16 protein-coding genes are annotated in these 16,265 nt (G+C 71.0%); 7 read left to right on the plus strand and 9 right to left on the minus strand.

The features are described 5' to 3' along the window. Positions 1 to 97 precede the first annotated feature (97 nt). A complete protein-coding gene (locus ACGFYN_RS27170) occupies positions 98 to 1,126 on the minus strand; it encodes a P1 family peptidase (RefSeq protein WP_393868486.1) in 1,029 nt (342 codons plus the stop codon). Between the two features lie 52 nt (positions 1,127 to 1,178). Then, positions 1,179 to 2,444: a low temperature requirement protein A gene (locus tag ACGFYN_RS27175; RefSeq protein ID WP_393868487.1), complete on the minus strand. Its 1,266-nt coding sequence runs from the start codon at positions 2,442 to 2,444 to the stop codon at positions 1,179 to 1,181. Positions 2,445 to 2,605: 161 nt separating this feature from the next. On the opposite strand from ACGFYN_RS27175, the gene ACGFYN_RS27180 reads away from it, so the two are divergent. Further along, positions 2,606 to 2,788 carry a hypothetical protein gene (locus ACGFYN_RS27180; RefSeq protein ID WP_393868488.1) on the plus strand — a complete coding sequence of 61 codons (183 nt, stop codon included), beginning with the start codon at positions 2,606 to 2,608 and terminating at the stop codon, positions 2,786 to 2,788. A gap of 19 nt (positions 2,789 to 2,807) precedes the next feature. Here the strand turns inward: ACGFYN_RS27180 and mscL are convergent, their stop codons facing one another. The 6 genes from mscL to ACGFYN_RS27210 all read right to left on the minus strand — a co-directional run bounded on the left by mscL (position 2,808) and on the right by ACGFYN_RS27210 (position 8,452). Beyond that, positions 2,808 to 3,266, minus strand: coding sequence for a large conductance mechanosensitive channel protein MscL (gene mscL / locus ACGFYN_RS27185; protein WP_393868489.1), 459 nt, complete (start codon positions 3,264 to 3,266; stop codon positions 2,808 to 2,810). A 111-nt stretch (positions 3,267 to 3,377) separates the two neighbouring features. Next, a complete protein-coding gene (locus tag ACGFYN_RS27190; protein ID WP_393868490.1) occupies positions 3,378 to 3,941 on the minus strand; it encodes a hypothetical protein in 564 nt (187 codons plus the stop codon). A 165-nt stretch (positions 3,942 to 4,106) separates the two neighbouring features. Next, positions 4,107 to 4,940, minus strand: a complete 834-nt coding sequence (locus ACGFYN_RS27195) for an S-methyl-5'-thioadenosine phosphorylase (protein ID WP_393868491.1) — start codon at positions 4,938 to 4,940, stop codon at positions 4,107 to 4,109. Between the two features lie 108 nt (positions 4,941 to 5,048). Next, positions 5,049 to 5,390 carry an FmdB family zinc ribbon protein gene (locus tag ACGFYN_RS27200; protein ID WP_393868492.1) on the minus strand — a complete coding sequence of 114 codons (342 nt, stop codon included), beginning with the start codon at positions 5,388 to 5,390 and terminating at the stop codon, positions 5,049 to 5,051. A 67-nt stretch (positions 5,391 to 5,457) separates the two neighbouring features. Continuing rightward, positions 5,458 to 6,720: an MFS transporter gene (locus tag ACGFYN_RS27205; protein ID WP_393868493.1), complete on the minus strand. Its 1,263-nt coding sequence runs from the start codon at positions 6,718 to 6,720 to the stop codon at positions 5,458 to 5,460. 202 nt (positions 6,721 to 6,922) lie between these two features. Continuing rightward, the gene (locus ACGFYN_RS27210; RefSeq protein WP_393868656.1) at positions 6,923 to 8,452 is read right to left on the minus strand and encodes a potassium/proton antiporter; all 1,530 of its coding nucleotides are present in this window, start codon (positions 8,450 to 8,452) and stop codon (positions 6,923 to 6,925) included. Positions 8,453 to 8,691: 239 nt separating this feature from the next. Here ACGFYN_RS27210 and ACGFYN_RS27215 point away from each other — a divergent pair, with 239 nt between their 5' ends. Further along, positions 8,692 to 11,463, plus strand: a complete 2,772-nt coding sequence (locus tag ACGFYN_RS27215) for a penicillin acylase family protein (RefSeq protein WP_393868494.1) — start codon at positions 8,692 to 8,694, stop codon at positions 11,461 to 11,463. Positions 11,464 to 11,543: 80 nt separating this feature from the next. Here ACGFYN_RS27215 and ACGFYN_RS27220 read toward each other — a convergent pair whose 3' ends face one another. Next, positions 11,544 to 12,167: a 5-formyltetrahydrofolate cyclo-ligase gene (locus tag ACGFYN_RS27220; RefSeq protein WP_393868495.1), complete on the minus strand. Its 624-nt coding sequence runs from the start codon at positions 12,165 to 12,167 to the stop codon at positions 11,544 to 11,546. A 93-nt stretch (positions 12,168 to 12,260) separates the two neighbouring features. Between ACGFYN_RS27220 and galU the strand changes: the two genes are divergently transcribed. The 5 genes from galU (at position 12,261) to ACGFYN_RS27245 (ending at position 16,201) form a co-directional block, all read left to right on the plus strand. Continuing rightward, a complete protein-coding gene (galU, locus tag ACGFYN_RS27225; RefSeq protein WP_393868496.1) occupies positions 12,261 to 13,163 on the plus strand; it encodes a UTP--glucose-1-phosphate uridylyltransferase GalU in 903 nt (300 codons plus the stop codon). A 5-nt stretch (positions 13,164 to 13,168) separates the two neighbouring features. Beyond that, the gene (gene glp / locus ACGFYN_RS27230; protein WP_393868497.1) at positions 13,169 to 14,491 is read left to right on the plus strand and encodes a gephyrin-like molybdotransferase Glp; all 1,323 of its coding nucleotides are present in this window, start codon (positions 13,169 to 13,171) and stop codon (positions 14,489 to 14,491) included. 86 nt (positions 14,492 to 14,577) lie between these two features. Beyond that, a complete protein-coding gene (gene moaC / locus ACGFYN_RS27235; protein ID WP_393868498.1) occupies positions 14,578 to 15,057 on the plus strand; it encodes a cyclic pyranopterin monophosphate synthase MoaC in 480 nt (159 codons plus the stop codon). Next, positions 15,054 to 15,560, plus strand: coding sequence for a molybdenum cofactor biosynthesis protein B (locus tag ACGFYN_RS27240; protein ID WP_393868499.1), 507 nt, complete (start codon positions 15,054 to 15,056; stop codon positions 15,558 to 15,560). The genes moaC and ACGFYN_RS27240 overlap by 4 nt, the downstream gene beginning before the upstream one ends. Before the next feature lie 20 nt (positions 15,561 to 15,580). Beyond that, positions 15,581 to 16,201 carry a GNAT family N-acetyltransferase gene (locus ACGFYN_RS27245; RefSeq protein WP_393868500.1) on the plus strand — a complete coding sequence of 207 codons (621 nt, stop codon included), beginning with the start codon at positions 15,581 to 15,583 and terminating at the stop codon, positions 16,199 to 16,201. Positions 16,202 to 16,265: the final 64 nt, after the last annotated feature.

Below are 16,265 nucleotides of genomic sequence, written 5' to 3' on the forward strand. Positions count from 1 at the left end.
GGGAACGGCGGGCCTGTGAGGTTCCCGCCGTTTCCCGTGAACGCCATCACGTGACAAAACCCGGACAATCGCGGGGCACCTCGCACCCCGCCCGGACTCACCCGCTCCCGTACAACTCCCCGTACGACGGCCACACTCCGCCCGCCCCCTCCACCGACTCGGCGGCGCGCACGGCGCGGACGATCGCGCGGGTCACCATGTCCGCGCCCGCCGCGAGGACTTCGTTCAGTGCCAGGGGGTTCTCGGCGTCGAGCGGGTGGGCCCCCGTCGCCAGAGTGAACACCGTGTCCCCGTCGTTGAGCAGGTGCACCGGGCGGACGGCGCGCGCGATGCCGTCGTGTGCCGTGCCGGCCAGCTTCTGCGCCTGCGCCTTCGTCAGGTCGGCGTCGGTGGCGACGACGGCCAGCGTGGTGTTCATCGGAGGGCGCCCGTTCCTCGCCGCGCTCTCGGCGAGGCGCCTGCGCGCGGCCTCGTGCACATGCGCCTCCGGGTGGTCCACGCGTCCCTGGAACAACTCCCCGTACAGCACCCCCGTTTCCGGATCCGTCGCCGACCCCGCCGCATTGGCCACCACCAGCGCGGCCACCGTGATCCCCGAGCCGAGCAGCACGCTCGCGCTGCCGACCCCGCCCTTCAGCGCCCCCACGGCGGCACCCGTGCCGGCGCCCACGCACCCCTGCTCCACGACCGCCCCGGCCGCGCCCGCCGCAGCCGCCTCGACCGCGGCCCGTCCGGTGGCCGCGTCGGGCCGGGCGGAGAACGTCCCGCCCCGGCCGAGGTCGAAGACACAGGCGGCCGGCACCACCGGCACCACGTGCTGCGGGTCCGGCCCGACCCGCACCCCTCGCCCCCGCTCCTCCAGCCAGGCCATCACGCCGGACGCCGCGTCGAGCCCGTAGGCGCTGCCGCCGGTCAGCACGACCGCCTCGACCTTGCTCACGAGGTTCCGCGGATCCAGCGCGTCGGTCTCCTTGGTGCCGGGACCGCCGCCCCGTACGTCCACTGCGGCGACGGCGCCCCCTTCCGGGGCGAGCACGACCGTGGTGCCGGTGAGCCAGCCGTCGCCGGTGCGCGTCGCGTGGCCCACCCGCACCCCGGCGACGTCCGTCAGAGCGTCAGTTGTCATGCCGTCAGTCTCGCGCGGCTCCGGGCGCTGGGGCTCTCGTCGGAGGCCCGCGTCACGCGACGGGCGTCGTGGCCCGCTCTCCGCCGGCCCCGCCGCTCCCGCTCGCGCCGCGCTCCCGGGTGACCATGCGCGCCGTCAGCGTCACTCCCGTCGCCACAGCCAGGCCGCACAGCAGGCCCGCCGCGAGCACCGCCCCGTCGCCGAGGAAGGTGCAGACGATGACCAGCAGCGAGGCGGTCGGCAGCACCAGCTGCTGGGCGATGCCCACCTTGTAGAAGCGGGAGTGCAGCGCCCAGACGGTGAGCAGGAACAACGCCGTCGGGAGGGTCACAGCCGCCGACGCGGACAGCCTGGAGATGTGCGCCTCGCCGACCGCCTGCTCGACCGCCACCTCCAGACCGGCCCCGATCGCGGCCCCCGACGCGAAGATCACGTAGTGGCCGTAGCCCCAGACGAACGACTGCCGGTTGGAGCGCAGGTGACCGTGGATGGGCACCACGAAGTAGATCCACCAGGCGGCGAAGATGATCAGCAGCCCGCCCGCGGCGATCGGCAGCAGCTCGCCCAGCGCGTCGTGTTCGTCCAGGCCCGACTTCACGGCGACGGTGGCCGCCGCGATGGTCTCGCCGAGCACGATGATCGTGAACAGGCCGTACCGCTCGGCGATGTGGTGCGGGTGCCAGGACGTGGGGTGGACCTTCTCCGCGTACAGCGGTACGAGCATCTCCAGAGGCGCCATCACCACGAAGACCCATGGCCGGGCGCCCTCGGGCAGGACCAGCAGCCCCAGCCAGCCGACCTGGCACAGCAGCACGCCGACGGCGTACCGCAGGGCCATCGTCCGCTCGGAGCCCCGGCTCGACCGCGCCACGCGCAGCCACTGCGCCGACATGGCCAGCCGCATGACCACGTAGCCCAGCCAGACGCCCAGGAACTCGTGCTGGTCGAAGGCGCGTGAGATCCCCGCCGCCAGGATGAGCACGCCGGCGATCTGGACCAGCGTGACGACCCGGTAGAGCGCGTCGTCGTTGTCGTACGCCGAGGCGAACCAGGTGAAGTTCATCCACGCCCACCAGATGGCGAAGAAGATCATCACGTAGTTGAGGATTCCCTCGGCCGCGTGTCCGTCGGCCAGGGCGTGCACCAGCTGGGCGCCGGCCTGGGCGATGGCAACGACGAAGCACAGGTCGAAGAAGAGCTCGAGGGAGGAGGCGACGCGGTGCGCCTCGTCCCGCCCGCGTGCGGTGAGCCTGCGCAGTGGTCTGTGGCGCGCCGGCGGGCCGGAGGGTGCCGGCGGCGGAGTGGAACTGCTCGTCATGCGTTCCAGCACACCAGATGGGCGGCGGAAATTCCTGCGAAGGGATCACGGAAGTGATCACCAGCGGGCCGCGGCCGGAATTCTCACGGGAAAGCCCAGGTGGGAGGGGACGCCTCGGCGGACCCGGCGGCGGGCCCTTCCGGTCCCCGTACCCTGGAGGCATGACCTCCGCCCCTGCCCCCGAGCCGCGTGCCCCGAAGCCGGCGCTGATCTTCGACGACCCGCTGGACCAGCAGTCCTCGGACGACACGGACCGTGGCTGGGGCGAGCGACCCGGTTCGGACGGCGATGCCGCCGCCGACCTGAAGCGCTTCCTCGACGAGAAGCCGCCCCACCACATCTGACCCTTGTGGGGGGCCTGCGCTAGCGCTCGTCGTGCCCGGACCCACGCTGGGCAACCAGCGCGTCCCGGATCTCCTTGAGCACCTCCAGCTCGCTCACCTCGATCACCTCGTGCGTGCCCTCCCGCGCCCTCTTGCGGGCCTCCTGGCGGGCCAGGTACTTCGACATCGGCAGCACCATCAGGAAGTAGACGACCGCCGCCGTGATGACGAAGGTCAGGGTGGCGCCGAGGACCGAGCCCCACAGCAGCCGGATGCCCTCCTCGCCCTTGCAGGTCCCGCTCAGGCACGAGCTGTAGTTGTCCAGGTTCTTGGTGCCGATCGCCCCGACCAGCGGGTTGATGATCCCCTTCACCAGCGAGTTCACGATGTTGGTGAAGGCGGCGCCGATGACCACCGCAACTGCCAGGTCGACGACGTTGCCGCGCATCAGGAAGGCTTTGAAGCCCTGCCAGACGCTCGGATCCTTCTTCTCGCTCACTTCGGGGCCTCTCGTTGCACGCGCATGTCGGGGAACAAACAGTTCCGCAACCTACGTCAACTCGCTGCCGCGCTGTCCAATTGCGTAGCTGGAACGAGGGATTTGACAGGATCAACACACGATCACCGCCAAACGTGCCGTCGCGCCCGCTCCGGCCAGGCGCGCGGCGGTCGGACGGGGCACCGAGAGCACGACCAGGGCCCCGCTGCCGGCCGCCTCGTCCAGTGGCTCCGGCACCTTGGTCACCCGCGCCCCGCGCGCGACCACCCGGGCGTCGCCGCCCGCCGCCGTCTGCGGGGCGGCGACCACGTCCACCCGGTCGCCGGGCCGCAGCAGCGCGACCGTCGCGCCGTCGGCGATCCGCACCGGTGCGGACACCGTCTGAACGGCCCGGTGCCGTCGGACGGGATCGGCGACCGGATGTCCGCGCGCCCCGTCGGCATCCCGTGGCCCCGCCGCGACCAGCGCGGCCGCGGTCACCGCGAGCCCGGCGGCCACCGCCCGCCTCCGGTGCCGTACCAGCCGTTGCAGCGCGTACCGCCCGCCGCGCACCCGCACGGGCGCGAAGTGCGGGACCTCGCACGTGGCGGGGGTGTCGGAGCCGGGCGATCGCGGCGAGAAGGGGGAGAGCGACGAGGCGAGGGAGAAGGACGGAGGGAGCGGAGAGATCGGCATGCGGATCACCACTTGCATCGGGAACGGGTCGGCAGACCCACGATGAGGCGTCGCGCCGATCTCTGCCGAGGCCGGTGGATCACCGACGGGTTGTGGACAACTCCCTCACCCGAACGGGAAGTTCCGCCCTCTCGGCCCCGGTCGCAGCCCACTGTCCGCCGCAGGTCACGGCAGTACGAACCCCGGATCCATCCCGCCCAGCGCCGACGTGCACAGACAGTCCCGGTCCTCGTTCGCCGGCAGCGCGGCCACCGCGTCGAAGAGCACGCCCCGCAGCCGGTCCACGTTGGCGGCGAACACCCGCAGCACCTCGTCGTGCGAGACGCCCTCGCCGGTCTCGGCGCCCGCGTCGAGGTCGGTGACCAGGGTCATCGACGTGTAGCAGAGCTCCAGTTCACGGGCGAGCGCCGCCTCGGGGTGGCCGGTCATGCCCACCACCGACCAGCCCTGCGCCTGGTGCCACAGCGACTCCGCGCGGGTCGAGAAGCGCGGGCCCTCGACGACGACCAGTGTGCCGCCGTCCACCGGCTCCCAGTCCTGTCCTCGCGCGGCCTTCAGAGCGGCCGTGCGCCCGACGGGGCAGTAGGGATCGGCCAGGGACACGTGCGCCACGTTCGGCACGGTGCCGTCGGGCAGCGGCAGCCCGTCGAAGTACGACCCGGCGCGGGACTTCGTACGGTCGACCAGCTGGTCCGGCACGAGCAGCGTGCCCGGTCCGTACTCGGCGCGCAGTCCACCCACCGCGCACGGGCCGAGCACCTGGCGCACGCCGACCGACCGCAACGCCCACAGGTTGGCGCGGTAGTTGATCCGGTGCGGGGGCAGATGGTGGCCGCGGCCGTGGCGGGGCAGGAACGCGACCCGCCGGCCGGCGATCTCACCGAGGAAGAGGGAGTCGCTGGGCGGTCCGTACGGGGTGTCCACCGGGACCTCGGTCACGTCGTCGAGGAACGAGTAGAAGCCCGAGCCGCCGATTACACCGATCTCTGCGTTCGCCATGGCTCGAACATTATCCGGCCCCCTCGGAGCCCGGAGAGGGGCACCGCAAACAGCGAGGACCCCACCGTCGTAAGACGGCAGGGTCCCGTGAGACGAGTCCGGTGAGTGCTAGGCGGCGCTGCTGCCGGACGAGGCACCGGTGCTCGACGGCTTCGACTTCGAGTCCGAGGACGAGGTCGAAGAGGGCGAGTTCGCAGACGACGAGGACGCCGAGGAGGGCGACGACTCCGTGGACTTCGACGACTTCGCCGTCGGCGCGCTGCTCGACGACGAGCCGCGGCTGTCGTTGCGGTAGAAGCCGGAGCCCTTGAAGACGATGCCTACGGCGGAGAACACCTTCTTCAGGCGGCCACTGCAGTTGGGGCACTCGGTGAGGGCGTCGTCGGTGAACTTCTGCACCGCCTCGAGGCCCTCGCCGCATTCGGTGCACTGGTACTGGTAGGTCGGCACTGTCTTCCTCCTGGCACTCTCACTCAGTGAGTGCTAACGACGGTCCATAGTGACGTATTCCTGGGAATCAGTCCACCGTCACCGGCGCGCGGTGACCGACGCCACGTGCGACGGTCAGGTTCCGCGGCCGCGGCGCCAGCCTGGACCGAAGGGCTGCGAGGGTCGCGAACGCGAGCACGGTGCCGCCCGCCGGCACCAGGAATCCGGCGCCGGCCCAGAACCGGTCCTCCAGCTGTCCGGCGACGGTGACGGCCACCGCCTGGCCGAGCGCGACCGCGCCGGTCAGCCAGGTGAAGGCCTCGGTGCGGGCGCCGGCCGGGACCAGGTCCTCGACCAGCGTGTAGCCGGTGATCAGCGCGGGCGCGATGCACATGCCGACGAGCAGACCGAGTCCGGCCAGCAGCGGCACCGAGTGCGCGGTCCACAGGCCGGAGGCGGTCAGCGCGAGGGCGCCGTAGCCGACGACGAGCCGCCGCTGCGGGGCCGCCTTCCAGGCGAGGGCGCCGCAGACGACGCCGGAGAGCATGTTGCCCGCGGCGAAGACGCCGTACAGGACGCCGTTCAGGCCGGGCTCGCCGATCGACTCGGTGAACGCCGCCAGCGAGACCTGCATGCCGCCGAAGACGGAGCCGATGCCGAGGAAGGCCACGACCAGCACGCGCACACCGGGGACGCGCAGCGCGGAAACGTGCTCCACGCGTGCGTGCCGGGCGGCGGCGACGGCGGGCTGCGTGCCCTTCTGCGCGGCGAACAGCAGCCCGCCGAGCAGCGTCAGCGATGCCTCCGTCACCAGGCCCGAGGCCGGGGCGACGGTGGTGCACAGGGCTGTGGCCAGCAACGGGCCGAAGACGAAGGTCAGCTCGTCCGTGACGGACTCGAAGGCGGCCGCGGTGTGCATCAGCGGCGAGCCCTGGAGCTTCACGCCCCAGCGGGCGCGCACCATGGGCCCGATCTGCGGCACCGAGGCGCCGGTCGGCACGGCGGCCGCGAACAGCGCCCACAGGGGTGCGTGGGTCAGCGCGAGCGCCGTGAGGGTCAGGCCGGACAGCGCGTGCAGCAGCACGCCGGGGAGCAGCACGGTGCGCTGCCCGTAGCGGTCGGCGAGACGGCCGCCGTAGGGCGCGCACAGCGCCATGGAGACACCGGTGACGGCCGCGGCGGCGCCCGCGACGCCGTAGGAGCCGGTGGTGTGCTGCACGAGCAGCACGATGGAGATGGTGAGCATCGCGAACGGCTGGCGCGCCGCGAAGCCGGGGACCAGGAACGTCCAGGCGCCGCGGGTGCGCAGCAGCTGTCCGTAGCCAGGCCGTCGGGTGACCGTGGATGCCACGGCCCGTGCCTTTCTGCCACCTGGTGACGCGCCCGTGCGGGGGCGCCGAGAGCTGTCCTCTAGCGCGGACTGCGGTAGATACCGGAGGCCGCCCCAGGGGGTGGGCGCCACGGCCGCCATACGGTCGCTTCAGCTCTGCATCAGGCAGAGTCGTTTCGATCAGGGATGTGTATTCATCGTACAGGGATCAACGACTGAGATGTCAGCGCTGCGCCCCGTTCGTCCCCAGCCATCCCGCCAGCTTGCCCCCGTGCCCGACCGAGCGCAGCCGCCGCTCCGCGGCGTCCCGTACGGGATCGGTGGCGACCACGAGCAGTTCGTCGCCGCGCCGCAGCACCGTCGTGGGCATGGGGACGAACGATGTGCCCTCGCGGACGACGAGGGTGACGGCGGCCCCGGCCGGCAGCCGCAGCTCGCCCACCTCGACGCCGTGCATCCTCGAGCCCTCGGGGATCGCGACGGACAGCAGGTGCCCGCGCAGCCGCTCCAGCGGGGCGGACTCGATGCCGAGGTCGGCCGCCTCGCCGCTCTCGCCCAGGCGCAGCACGCGCGCGAGCCACGGCAGGGTCGGCCCCTGGACCAGGGTGTAGGCGACGACCAGCACGAAGACGATGTTGAAGATGCGGTGGCTGGCGTCGACGCCCTGCACCATCGGGATCGTCGCCAGGATGATGGGGACCGCGCCGCGCAGCCCGGCCCAGGACATCAGGGTCTGCTCCTGCCACGGCACCCGGAAGGGCGCCAGGCACAGCACCACGCTCAGCGGACGCGCCACCATGGTCAGCACCAGGCCGATGACGAGCGCGGGCACGATGTCGTCGCCGAGCTCGTGCGGGGAGACCAGCAGGCCGAGCAGGACGAACATGCCGATCTGGGCGATCCAGCCGAGCCCTTCGGCGAACCCGCGGGTGGCGGGCCAGTGCGGCAGCTTCGCGTTGCCCAGCACCATCGAGGCGAGGTAGACGCCCAGGAAGCCGCTGCCGTGCGCCAGCGCACCGCCCGCGTACGCCATGACGGCGATCGCCATGACCGCGATGGGGTAGAGGCCGGAGGCGGGCAGCGCCACGTGTCTGAGGCCCCAGGCGCCCAGCCAGCCCACCGCGAGCCCGATCGCGGCGCCGATGGCCAGCTCCAGCGCTATCTCGCCCAGCAGCACCCACCAGTGGGAGACCGGACCCGCGGTGGAGAAGGCGACGACCAGGATGACGACCGGGGCGTCGTTGAAGCCGGACTCGGCCTCCAGGGTGCCCGTCACGCGCGCGGGCAGGGGGATTCTGCGCAGCACCGAGAAGACCGCCGCCGCGTCCGTCGAGGAGACGACCGCCCCGATGATGAGCGCCTGCCGCCACTCCAGCCCGACCAGATAGTGCGCGCCCGCCGCGGTGACGCCGACGCTCACCGCGACGCCGGCGAGTGCCAGCGTGGAGGCGGCGGGCAAGGCCGGTTTGATCTCTCTCCACTTCGTGCCGAGGCCACCCTCGGCGAGGATCACCACGAGGGCCGCGTAGCCGATGACCTGCGTGAGTTCGGCGTTGTCGAAGCGGATGTCACCGATGCCGTCCTGGCCCATGGCGACGCCTATCCCCAGGTACACGAGCAGGCTGGGGAGCCCGCTGCGCGAGGAGATCCGGACCGCTGCCACGGCGACGAGCAGGACGAGCGAGCAGACGAGCAGTAGCTGGTTGAGATGGTGGACTGTCAGCGGCCGTTCCCTTCGCTGGCCCGCGCGCATCCCGCGCGTGGGCTCACGTTCATAGGACACGAAGCGAGCGAACTCCGCATCCAAGTACTTCGTTACCTTACCTAACTCTTGACGATTTCTTGACGCTCCGGCCGGCGGGATCGAGCGCCCGCGCTCGGGCGTTCCCGACTCCGCGTCAAGGGCCCCAAGGCCCTGCGCCTATGGTTGCTCCAGCGCTCACTCGACGTCACAGCCCGCCTGCCGCTCGCGTTAGGACAGCAAGGACAGCGATGCCCCCGAACACCACCGCCACAACGGGTGACAAGCCCGGCAAGTCCGGCAGGAAGAAGGGGCGCAAAGCCCGATTGGTCGTGCTGGTCCTGGTTCTGGCACTGATCGCCGGCGTCGCCTACGGGGCGTACTGGTCCATCAGCACCGTTCGCGCGTCGTTCCCGCAGACGAAGGGCTCACTGACACTTCACGGCCTGTCAGGCCCCGTCGACGTCAAGCGCGACGGCTACGGCATCCCGCAGATCTACGCCTCCTCCGACGCGGACCTGTTCATGGCGCAGGGCTACGTCCAGGCGCAGGACCGCTTCTACGAGATGGACGTGCGCCGGCACATGACCTCCGGGCGCCTGTCGGAGATGTTCGGCAAGGGCCAGGTGAAGAACGACGAGTTTTTGCGCACCCTGGGCTGGGACCGCGTGGCGAAGAAGGAGTACGACAGCGAGCTGTCGGCCTCCACCAAGAAGTACCTCCAGGCCTACGCGGCCGGCGTCAACGCCTATCTGCAGGGCAAGGACGGCAAGGACATCTCCCTGGAGTACGCGGCGCTGGGCTTCACCAACGACTACAAGCCCGCGAAGTGGACCCCCGTCGACTCGGTCTCCTGGCTGAAGGCGATGGCCTGGGACCTGCGCGGCAACATGCAGGACGAGATCGACCGCGCCCTGATGACCAGCCGGCTCGACGCCAAGAAGATCGCGCAGCTGTATCCGGCCTACCCCTACAGCCGTCACAAGGCGATCGTCCAGGAGGGCCAGTACAGCGAGGTCGCCGGGGCGTTCCAGCAGAACGGCTCCTCGTCCGGCAGCGGCACGTCCACCAGCGGCACGACGGGCACGTCCTCCTCGTCCTCCACGGCTTCGTCGGGCTCGGCCCTCAACAGCCAACTGGCGGGCCTCTACAAGGTCCTGGACAACGTGCCCACGGCCGTCGGCGTGAACGGCCAGGGCATCGGCTCCAACTCCTGGGTGGTGGCCGGGAGTCACACCATCACCGGCCATCCGCTGCTCGCCAACGACCCGCACCTGTCGGCCTCGCTGCCGTCCGTCTGGTACCAGATGGGCCTGCACTGCCGCACCGTCTCCAGCAAGTGCCAGTACGACGCCACCGGTTACACCTTCGCGGGCATGCCCGGTGTGGTCATCGGCCACAACCAGGACATCGCCTGGGGCATGACCAACTCCGGTGTCGACGTCACCGATCTGTACCTGGAGAAGCTCAGCGGCGACGGCTACCTCTACGACGGCGCCACGAAGGCCTTCAAGACCCGCGAGGAGACCATCAAGGTCGCGGGCGGCAAGTCCAAGACGATCGTCGTGCGCCAGACCGCGGACGGGATGCCCCTGCTCTCCGACCGCGACGACGAGCTCGTGAAGGTCGGCAAGAAGGCCACCGTCGACACCGCGGCGCCCGACCGCGGCGACGGCTACGGCGTCGCGCTGCGCTGGACCGCTCTCGATGCGGGCACCACCATGGACGCCGTCTTCGCCATGGACAAGGCGTCGAACTGGAGCGAATTCCGCTCGGCGGCCGCCAAGTTCGACGTCCCCTCGCAGAACCTGGTCTACGCCGACAAGGACAACATCGGCTACACGCTGCCCGGAAAGATCCCCACGCGCGCGAAGAAGGACGACGGCTCGATCCCGGCGCCGGGCTGGGACTCCGGTTACAAGTGGACGGGGTACATCCCCAAGGCGGCGCTGCCGTACGAGTACAACCCGGAGCGCGGCTACATCGTCACCGCCAACCAGGCCGTGATCGACCAGGACAAGTACCCCTACACGCTGACCACGGACTGGGGTTACGGCACCCGCAGCCAGCGCATCACCGACCTGATCGAGTCGAAGATCAAGGGCGGCGGCAAGATGTCCACCGACGACATGCGCCAGATGCAGCTGGACAACAGCAGCGAGATCGCCAAGCTGCTGGTGCCCGACCTGCTGAAGATCGACGTCGGCGACAAGGACGTCCAGGACGCGCAGGAGCTGCTCGAGGGCTGGGACTACACCCAGGACGCCGACTCCGCGGCCGCCGCGTACTTCAACGCGGTCTGGCGCAACGTCCTCAAGCTCGCCTTCGGCAACAAGCTGCCCAAGGAACTGCGGGTCAAGGGCCAGTGCCTGTGGGTCGATCCCGCCAGCACCACCGGGCCCGCGGACGACACGCAGAAGGTCCGCGAGTGCGGCCAGCGCGACGCCGACCAGGCCCAGCCGGACGGCGGCGACCGCTGGTTCGAGGTCGTCCGCAAGCTGATGAACGACCCGAAGAGCGAGTGGTGGACCACGCCGAAGTCGGGCACCCGGCCGGGCGCGACGAACAACCGCGACGACCTGTTCAAGCGCGCGATGATCGACGCCCGCTGGGAGCTGACCGCCAAGCTCGGCAAGGACATCGACACCTGGAGCTGGGGCCGGCTGCACCGCCTGTTCCTGAAGAACCAGACCCTCGGCACCGACGGCCCGGGCTTCCTGCAGTACGTCCTCAACCGCGGCCCCTGGAAGCTCAGCGGCGGCGAGGCGACGGTCAACGCCTCCGGCTGGAACGCCGCCGGCGGCTACGGCGTCGTATGGGTGCCGTCGATGCGCATGGTGGTCAACCTCGGCGACCTCGACAAGTCGAAGTGGATCAACCTCACCGGCGCCTCGGGGCACGCCTACAGCGCCCACTACGTCGATCAGACGGGCAAGTGGGCCAAGGGTGAACTGCTCGACTGGAACTTCTCGTCCCAGGCCGTCGACAAGGGCACGAGCGACACCCTGGTGCTGAAACCGTGAGCACCTGAACGAAGGCCCTCCCACGCGCGCGTGGGAGGGCCTCTTGCATCATGCGCTTCTTCCGTCGTGCGCCGCTCTCGTCATGCGCCGTCGTGGAAGCGGCGCACCCCCGACGGCGTCACCGCCGCGTGCACCGGACGGTCGTGCTCCTCCGCGGGGACGCGCTCGACGATCTCGGAGCCGTACAGCAGCACCACGAGCGCGGGATGCGCGCCCGCGCGCTCCAGCCGCGCGAGGACGCGGTCGTACGAGCCGCCGCCCCGCCCCAGCCGCATCCCGCGCGCGTCGACCGCGAGTCCGGGCAGCAGCACGACGTCCGCGCCGGTCACGGCGTCCGGTCCCAGGCGCTCGCCGGAGGGCTCGAAAAGGGCCATCTTCCCACCGTGTTGGACGCGCGCGAGCGAGCTCTCACCGGTGTAGGCGCCCCAGTCGAGGTCGTTGTCCGGGAGCAGCGCGGGCAGCAGCACCCGCACGTCCCGCGCGCGCAGTGCGTCCAGCAGCGCGAGTGTGCCCGGCTCGCCGCCGACGGAGACGTACGCCGCCACCGTGCGGGCGCCCGCCAGTTCGGGCAGCTCCAGCGCGCGCACGGCCAGCGCGGCCGCGGCCTCCTGGACGTCATCCGCCGTCAACCTGCCTCTCACCGCGAGGAGCTCTCGCCGCAACATTCGCTTGTCAGGCTCGGCAGCGTGTCCGCGGTGACTCATTGGCAGCACCCGTACCCTTCCTAATGTGCTCATATGAGAGCTAATTGACCGGAGCCTCGGATTCCGAGCAAAGGCACCGGATAGGGTGCCGGTATGACCCAGTCGCACCCCAGGATCAGCAAGGCTGTCATTCCCGCAGCAGGCCTCGGCACCCGGTTCCTGCCGGCCACCAAAGCCACTCCCAAGGAGATGCTGCCGGTCGTCGACAAGCCGGCGATCCAGTACGTGGTCGAGGAGGCCGTGTCCGCGGGCCTCGATGACGTCCTCATGATCACGGGCCGCAACAAGCGGCCCCTCGAGGACCACTTCGACCGCAACTACGAGCTCGAGTCCGCCCTCCAGAAGAAGGGCGACGCGGGCCGGCTCGCCAAGGTCCAGGAGTCCAGCGACCTCGCGACCATGCACTACGTGCGGCAGGGCGATCCCAGGGGACTCGGTCACGCGGTGCTGTGCGCGGCGCCGCACGTCGGCCAGGAGCCCTTCGCCGTACTGCTCGGCGACGACCTGATCGACCCGCGCGACCCGCTGCTGAAGCGCATGGTCGAGGTGCAGGAGCAGCGCGGCGGCAGCGTCGTCGCGCTCATGGAGGTCGCACCCGAGCAGATCCACCTCTACGGCTGTGCGGCCGTCGACCCCACCGAGGACGGCGACGTCGTCAAGGTCCACGACCTGGTCGAGAAGCCGGCCGCGGCGGACGCCCCGTCCAACTACGCGATCATCGGCCGCTACGTCCTCGACCCGGCCGTCTTCGACATACTGCGCAAGACCGAGCCGGGCCGCGGCGGCGAGATCCAGCTGACCGACGCGCTGCAGCAGCTCTCGCAGGACGAGAAGGCCGGCGGCCCCGTGCACGGCGTCGTCTTCAAGGGCCGCCGCTATGACACCGGCGACCGGGGCGACTATCTGCGTGCCATTGTCAGACTCGCGTGCGAACGTGAAGACCTGGGCCCGGACTTCCGGACCTGGCTTCGCAGTTACGTAGCCGAGGAGATGTAGCAACGTTGAGCAGCGCCGCGCCCCGCACCACCGGCCAGGACCACCTCTGGTCGGTGGACGAGCACCTGGAGGACATCCTCACCGCCGTCCGCCCCCTGGAACCCATCGACCTGCAGCTCCTCGACGCGCTGGGCTGCGTCCTGGTCGAGGACGTCACGGTGCCGCTCTCGCTGCCGCCGTTCGACAACAGCTCCATGGACGGGTACGCGGTGCGGGTCGCGGACGTGGCGGGCGTGAGCGAGGAGTTCCCCGCCGTCCTGGACGTCGTCGGGGACGTCGCGGCAGGCCAGGCCGACCTGGTCCGGGTGGCCCCCGGCCAGGCCGCCCGCATCATGACCGGCGCCCCGCTGCCGCCCGGCGCCGAGGCCGTCGTCCCCGTGGAGTGGACCGACGGAGGGCTCGGCGAGGGACCGGTCAGCGGGATGCGCGCCCGCAGCCTGGCCCCCGAGGGCGCCGAGGGCCAGGTGCACGTGTACCGCCCGGCCGAGGCACGCGCGCACGTACGCGCCAAGGGCAGTGACGTGAAGGCCGGCGACCGTGCCCTGGAGGCCGGCACCGTCCTCGGGCCGCCGCAGATCGCCCTGCTCGCCGCGATCGGCCGCGGCACGGTGCGCGTGCGCCCGCGCCCACGTGTGGTCGTCGTCTCCACCGGCAGCGAACTGGTCCAGCCCGACGAGGAGCTGGGCAGCGGCCAGATCTACGACTCCAACAGCTTCGCCCTCACCGCCGCGGCCACCGACGCGGGCGCCATCGCCTACCGCGTGGGCGCCGTAGCCGACGACGCCGACACCCTGCGCGCCACCATCGAGGACCAGCTGGTGCGCGCCGACCTCATGGTCACCACGGGCGGGGTGAGCGTCGGGGCGTACGACGTCGTCAAGGAGGCGCTCTCGCACGTCGGCGACGAGGACGAGGCGGGCAGCGGCATCGACTTCCGCAAGCTCGCCATGCAGCCCGGCAAGCCCCAGGGCTTCGGCTCCATCGGCCCCGACCACACCCCGCTGCTCGCCCTGCCGGGCAACCCCGTGTCGTCGTACGTCTCCTTCGAGCTGTTCGTGCGTCCGGCGATCCGCACCCTCATGGGGCTCGACGACGTCCACCGGCCGACGACCCGCGCGACCCTGACCACCGGCAAGGCGCTGACCTCGCCGAAGGGCCGCAGACAGTTCCTGCGGGCGACGTACGCCGACGGCTCCGTCACCCCGGTCGGCGGCACCGGATCCCACCTGATCGCGGCCCTCGCGCACGCCGACGCGCTGATCGTCGTCCCCGAGGACGTGGTGTCCGTCGAGCCCGGCACCGAGGTCGAGGTGGTCCTGCTCGGCTGAGCGCCCCAGGTTGGCGGTACCGTGTCGCGCACAACAGGCCCGCGCGCCGCATCGTGCCAGGGCCGTGACCGGGAGCGCCAGACAGCATGAGTACGCAGGACCGACTGACGCACATCGACGAGGCGGGCGCCGCCCGCATGGTCGACGTATCCGAGAAGGACGTGACCGCGCGCACCGCCCGCGCGAGCGGACGGGTCCTCGTCTCGCCCCGCGTGATCGAGCTGCTGCGCGGCGAGGGGATGCCCAAGGGCGACGCCCTCGCCACCGCGCGCATCGCGGGCATCATGGGCGCCAAGCGCACCCCGGACCTCGTCCCGCTGTGCCACCCGCTGGCGCTGTCCGGTGTGAAACTGGATCTGTCGGTCGCGGACGACGCCGTGGAGATCCTGGCCACCGTGCGGACCACGGACCGCACGGGTGTGGAGATGGAGGCGCTCACCGCGGTCTCCGTCGCCGCGCTCACCGTGATCGACATGGTCAAGGCGGTCGACAAGGGAGCGGTCATCACGGACGTCCGGGTGGAGGAGAAGACGGGCGGCAAGTCGGGCGACTGGAGCCGGACATGACGTATCGCGCTCTGGTGGTCACCGCCTCCAACAGGGCCGCGGCCGGGGTCTACGAGGACAAGGGCGGCCCCGCGATCGCGGCCGGCCTCAAGGGCTTCGGATTCGCCGTCGACGGACCGCAGGTCGTCCCCGACGGCGACCCCGTTGAGGCCGCGCTGCGGTCCGGCGTCGAGTCCGGCTACGACGTGATCGTCACCACGGGCGGCACCGGCATCTCACCCACCGACCGCACGCCCGAGGCGACCCGCAGGGTGATCGACCACGAGGTGCCGGGCATCGCGGAGGCCATCCGGGCGTTCGGGCGGGAGAAGGTGCCGACCGCCGCGCTCTCCCGGGGCCTGGCCGGAGTGGCGGGCGGCACGCTGATCGTCAATCTGCCGGGTTCCACCGGCGGGGTGAAGGACGGTCTGGCCGTCCTTGAGCCCCTGCTGGTGCACGCCGTCGACCAGATCCGCGGCGGCGATCACCCCAGACCCGCGGCCACCAGTGGGGGTGCGAGCTGAACAGCCCATCCTGGCCCGTCGTGCTGGCGGACGGCGACATCGTCCTCCGGCCGATAAAGCTGCGCGACCAGGGGGCCTGGCGCGAGGTCAACCGGCGCAACCGGGACTGGCTGCGGCCCTGGGAGGCGACGATCCCGCCGCCCACGCCGACCGGACCGATCGCGCACCGGCCGACCTACCGTCAGATGGTGCGGCACCTTCGCTCCGAGGCGAACTCGGGCCGGATGCTGCCGTTCGTCATCGAGTATCAGGGCCGTCTGGTCGGGCAGTTGACGGTCGCCGGAATCACTTGGGGCTCCATGTGTTCGGGGCATATCGGCTACTGGGTGGACGAGTCGGTGGCGGGCCGCGGAGTGATGCCGACGTCCGTGGCACTGGTCGTCGACCACTGTTTCCGGACCGTCGGACTGCACCGCATCGAGGTCTGCATTCGCCCCGAGAACGGGCCCAGCCGGCGGGTCGTGGAGAAACTCGGATTCCGTGAGGAGGGTCTGCGGCCGCGTTATCTCCACATCGACGGCGCCTGGCGTGACCACCTCGTCTTTGCGCTCACGGCGGAAGAGGTGCCCGACGGGTTGCTCAGCCGTTGGCAGCGGGCACGTACACAGCAGAATCCCGCGCAGGCCCGGGAAATTGAATAGATGTTCGAAATTGATCGGACGGCGACCACCTCAAGGCATTAAATTCACAGCCTCGGTGGCGTGC

Source organism: Streptomyces sp. NPDC048419 (assembly GCF_043200415.1).
Lineage (GTDB): Bacteria > Actinomycetota > Actinomycetes > Streptomycetales > Streptomycetaceae > Streptomyces.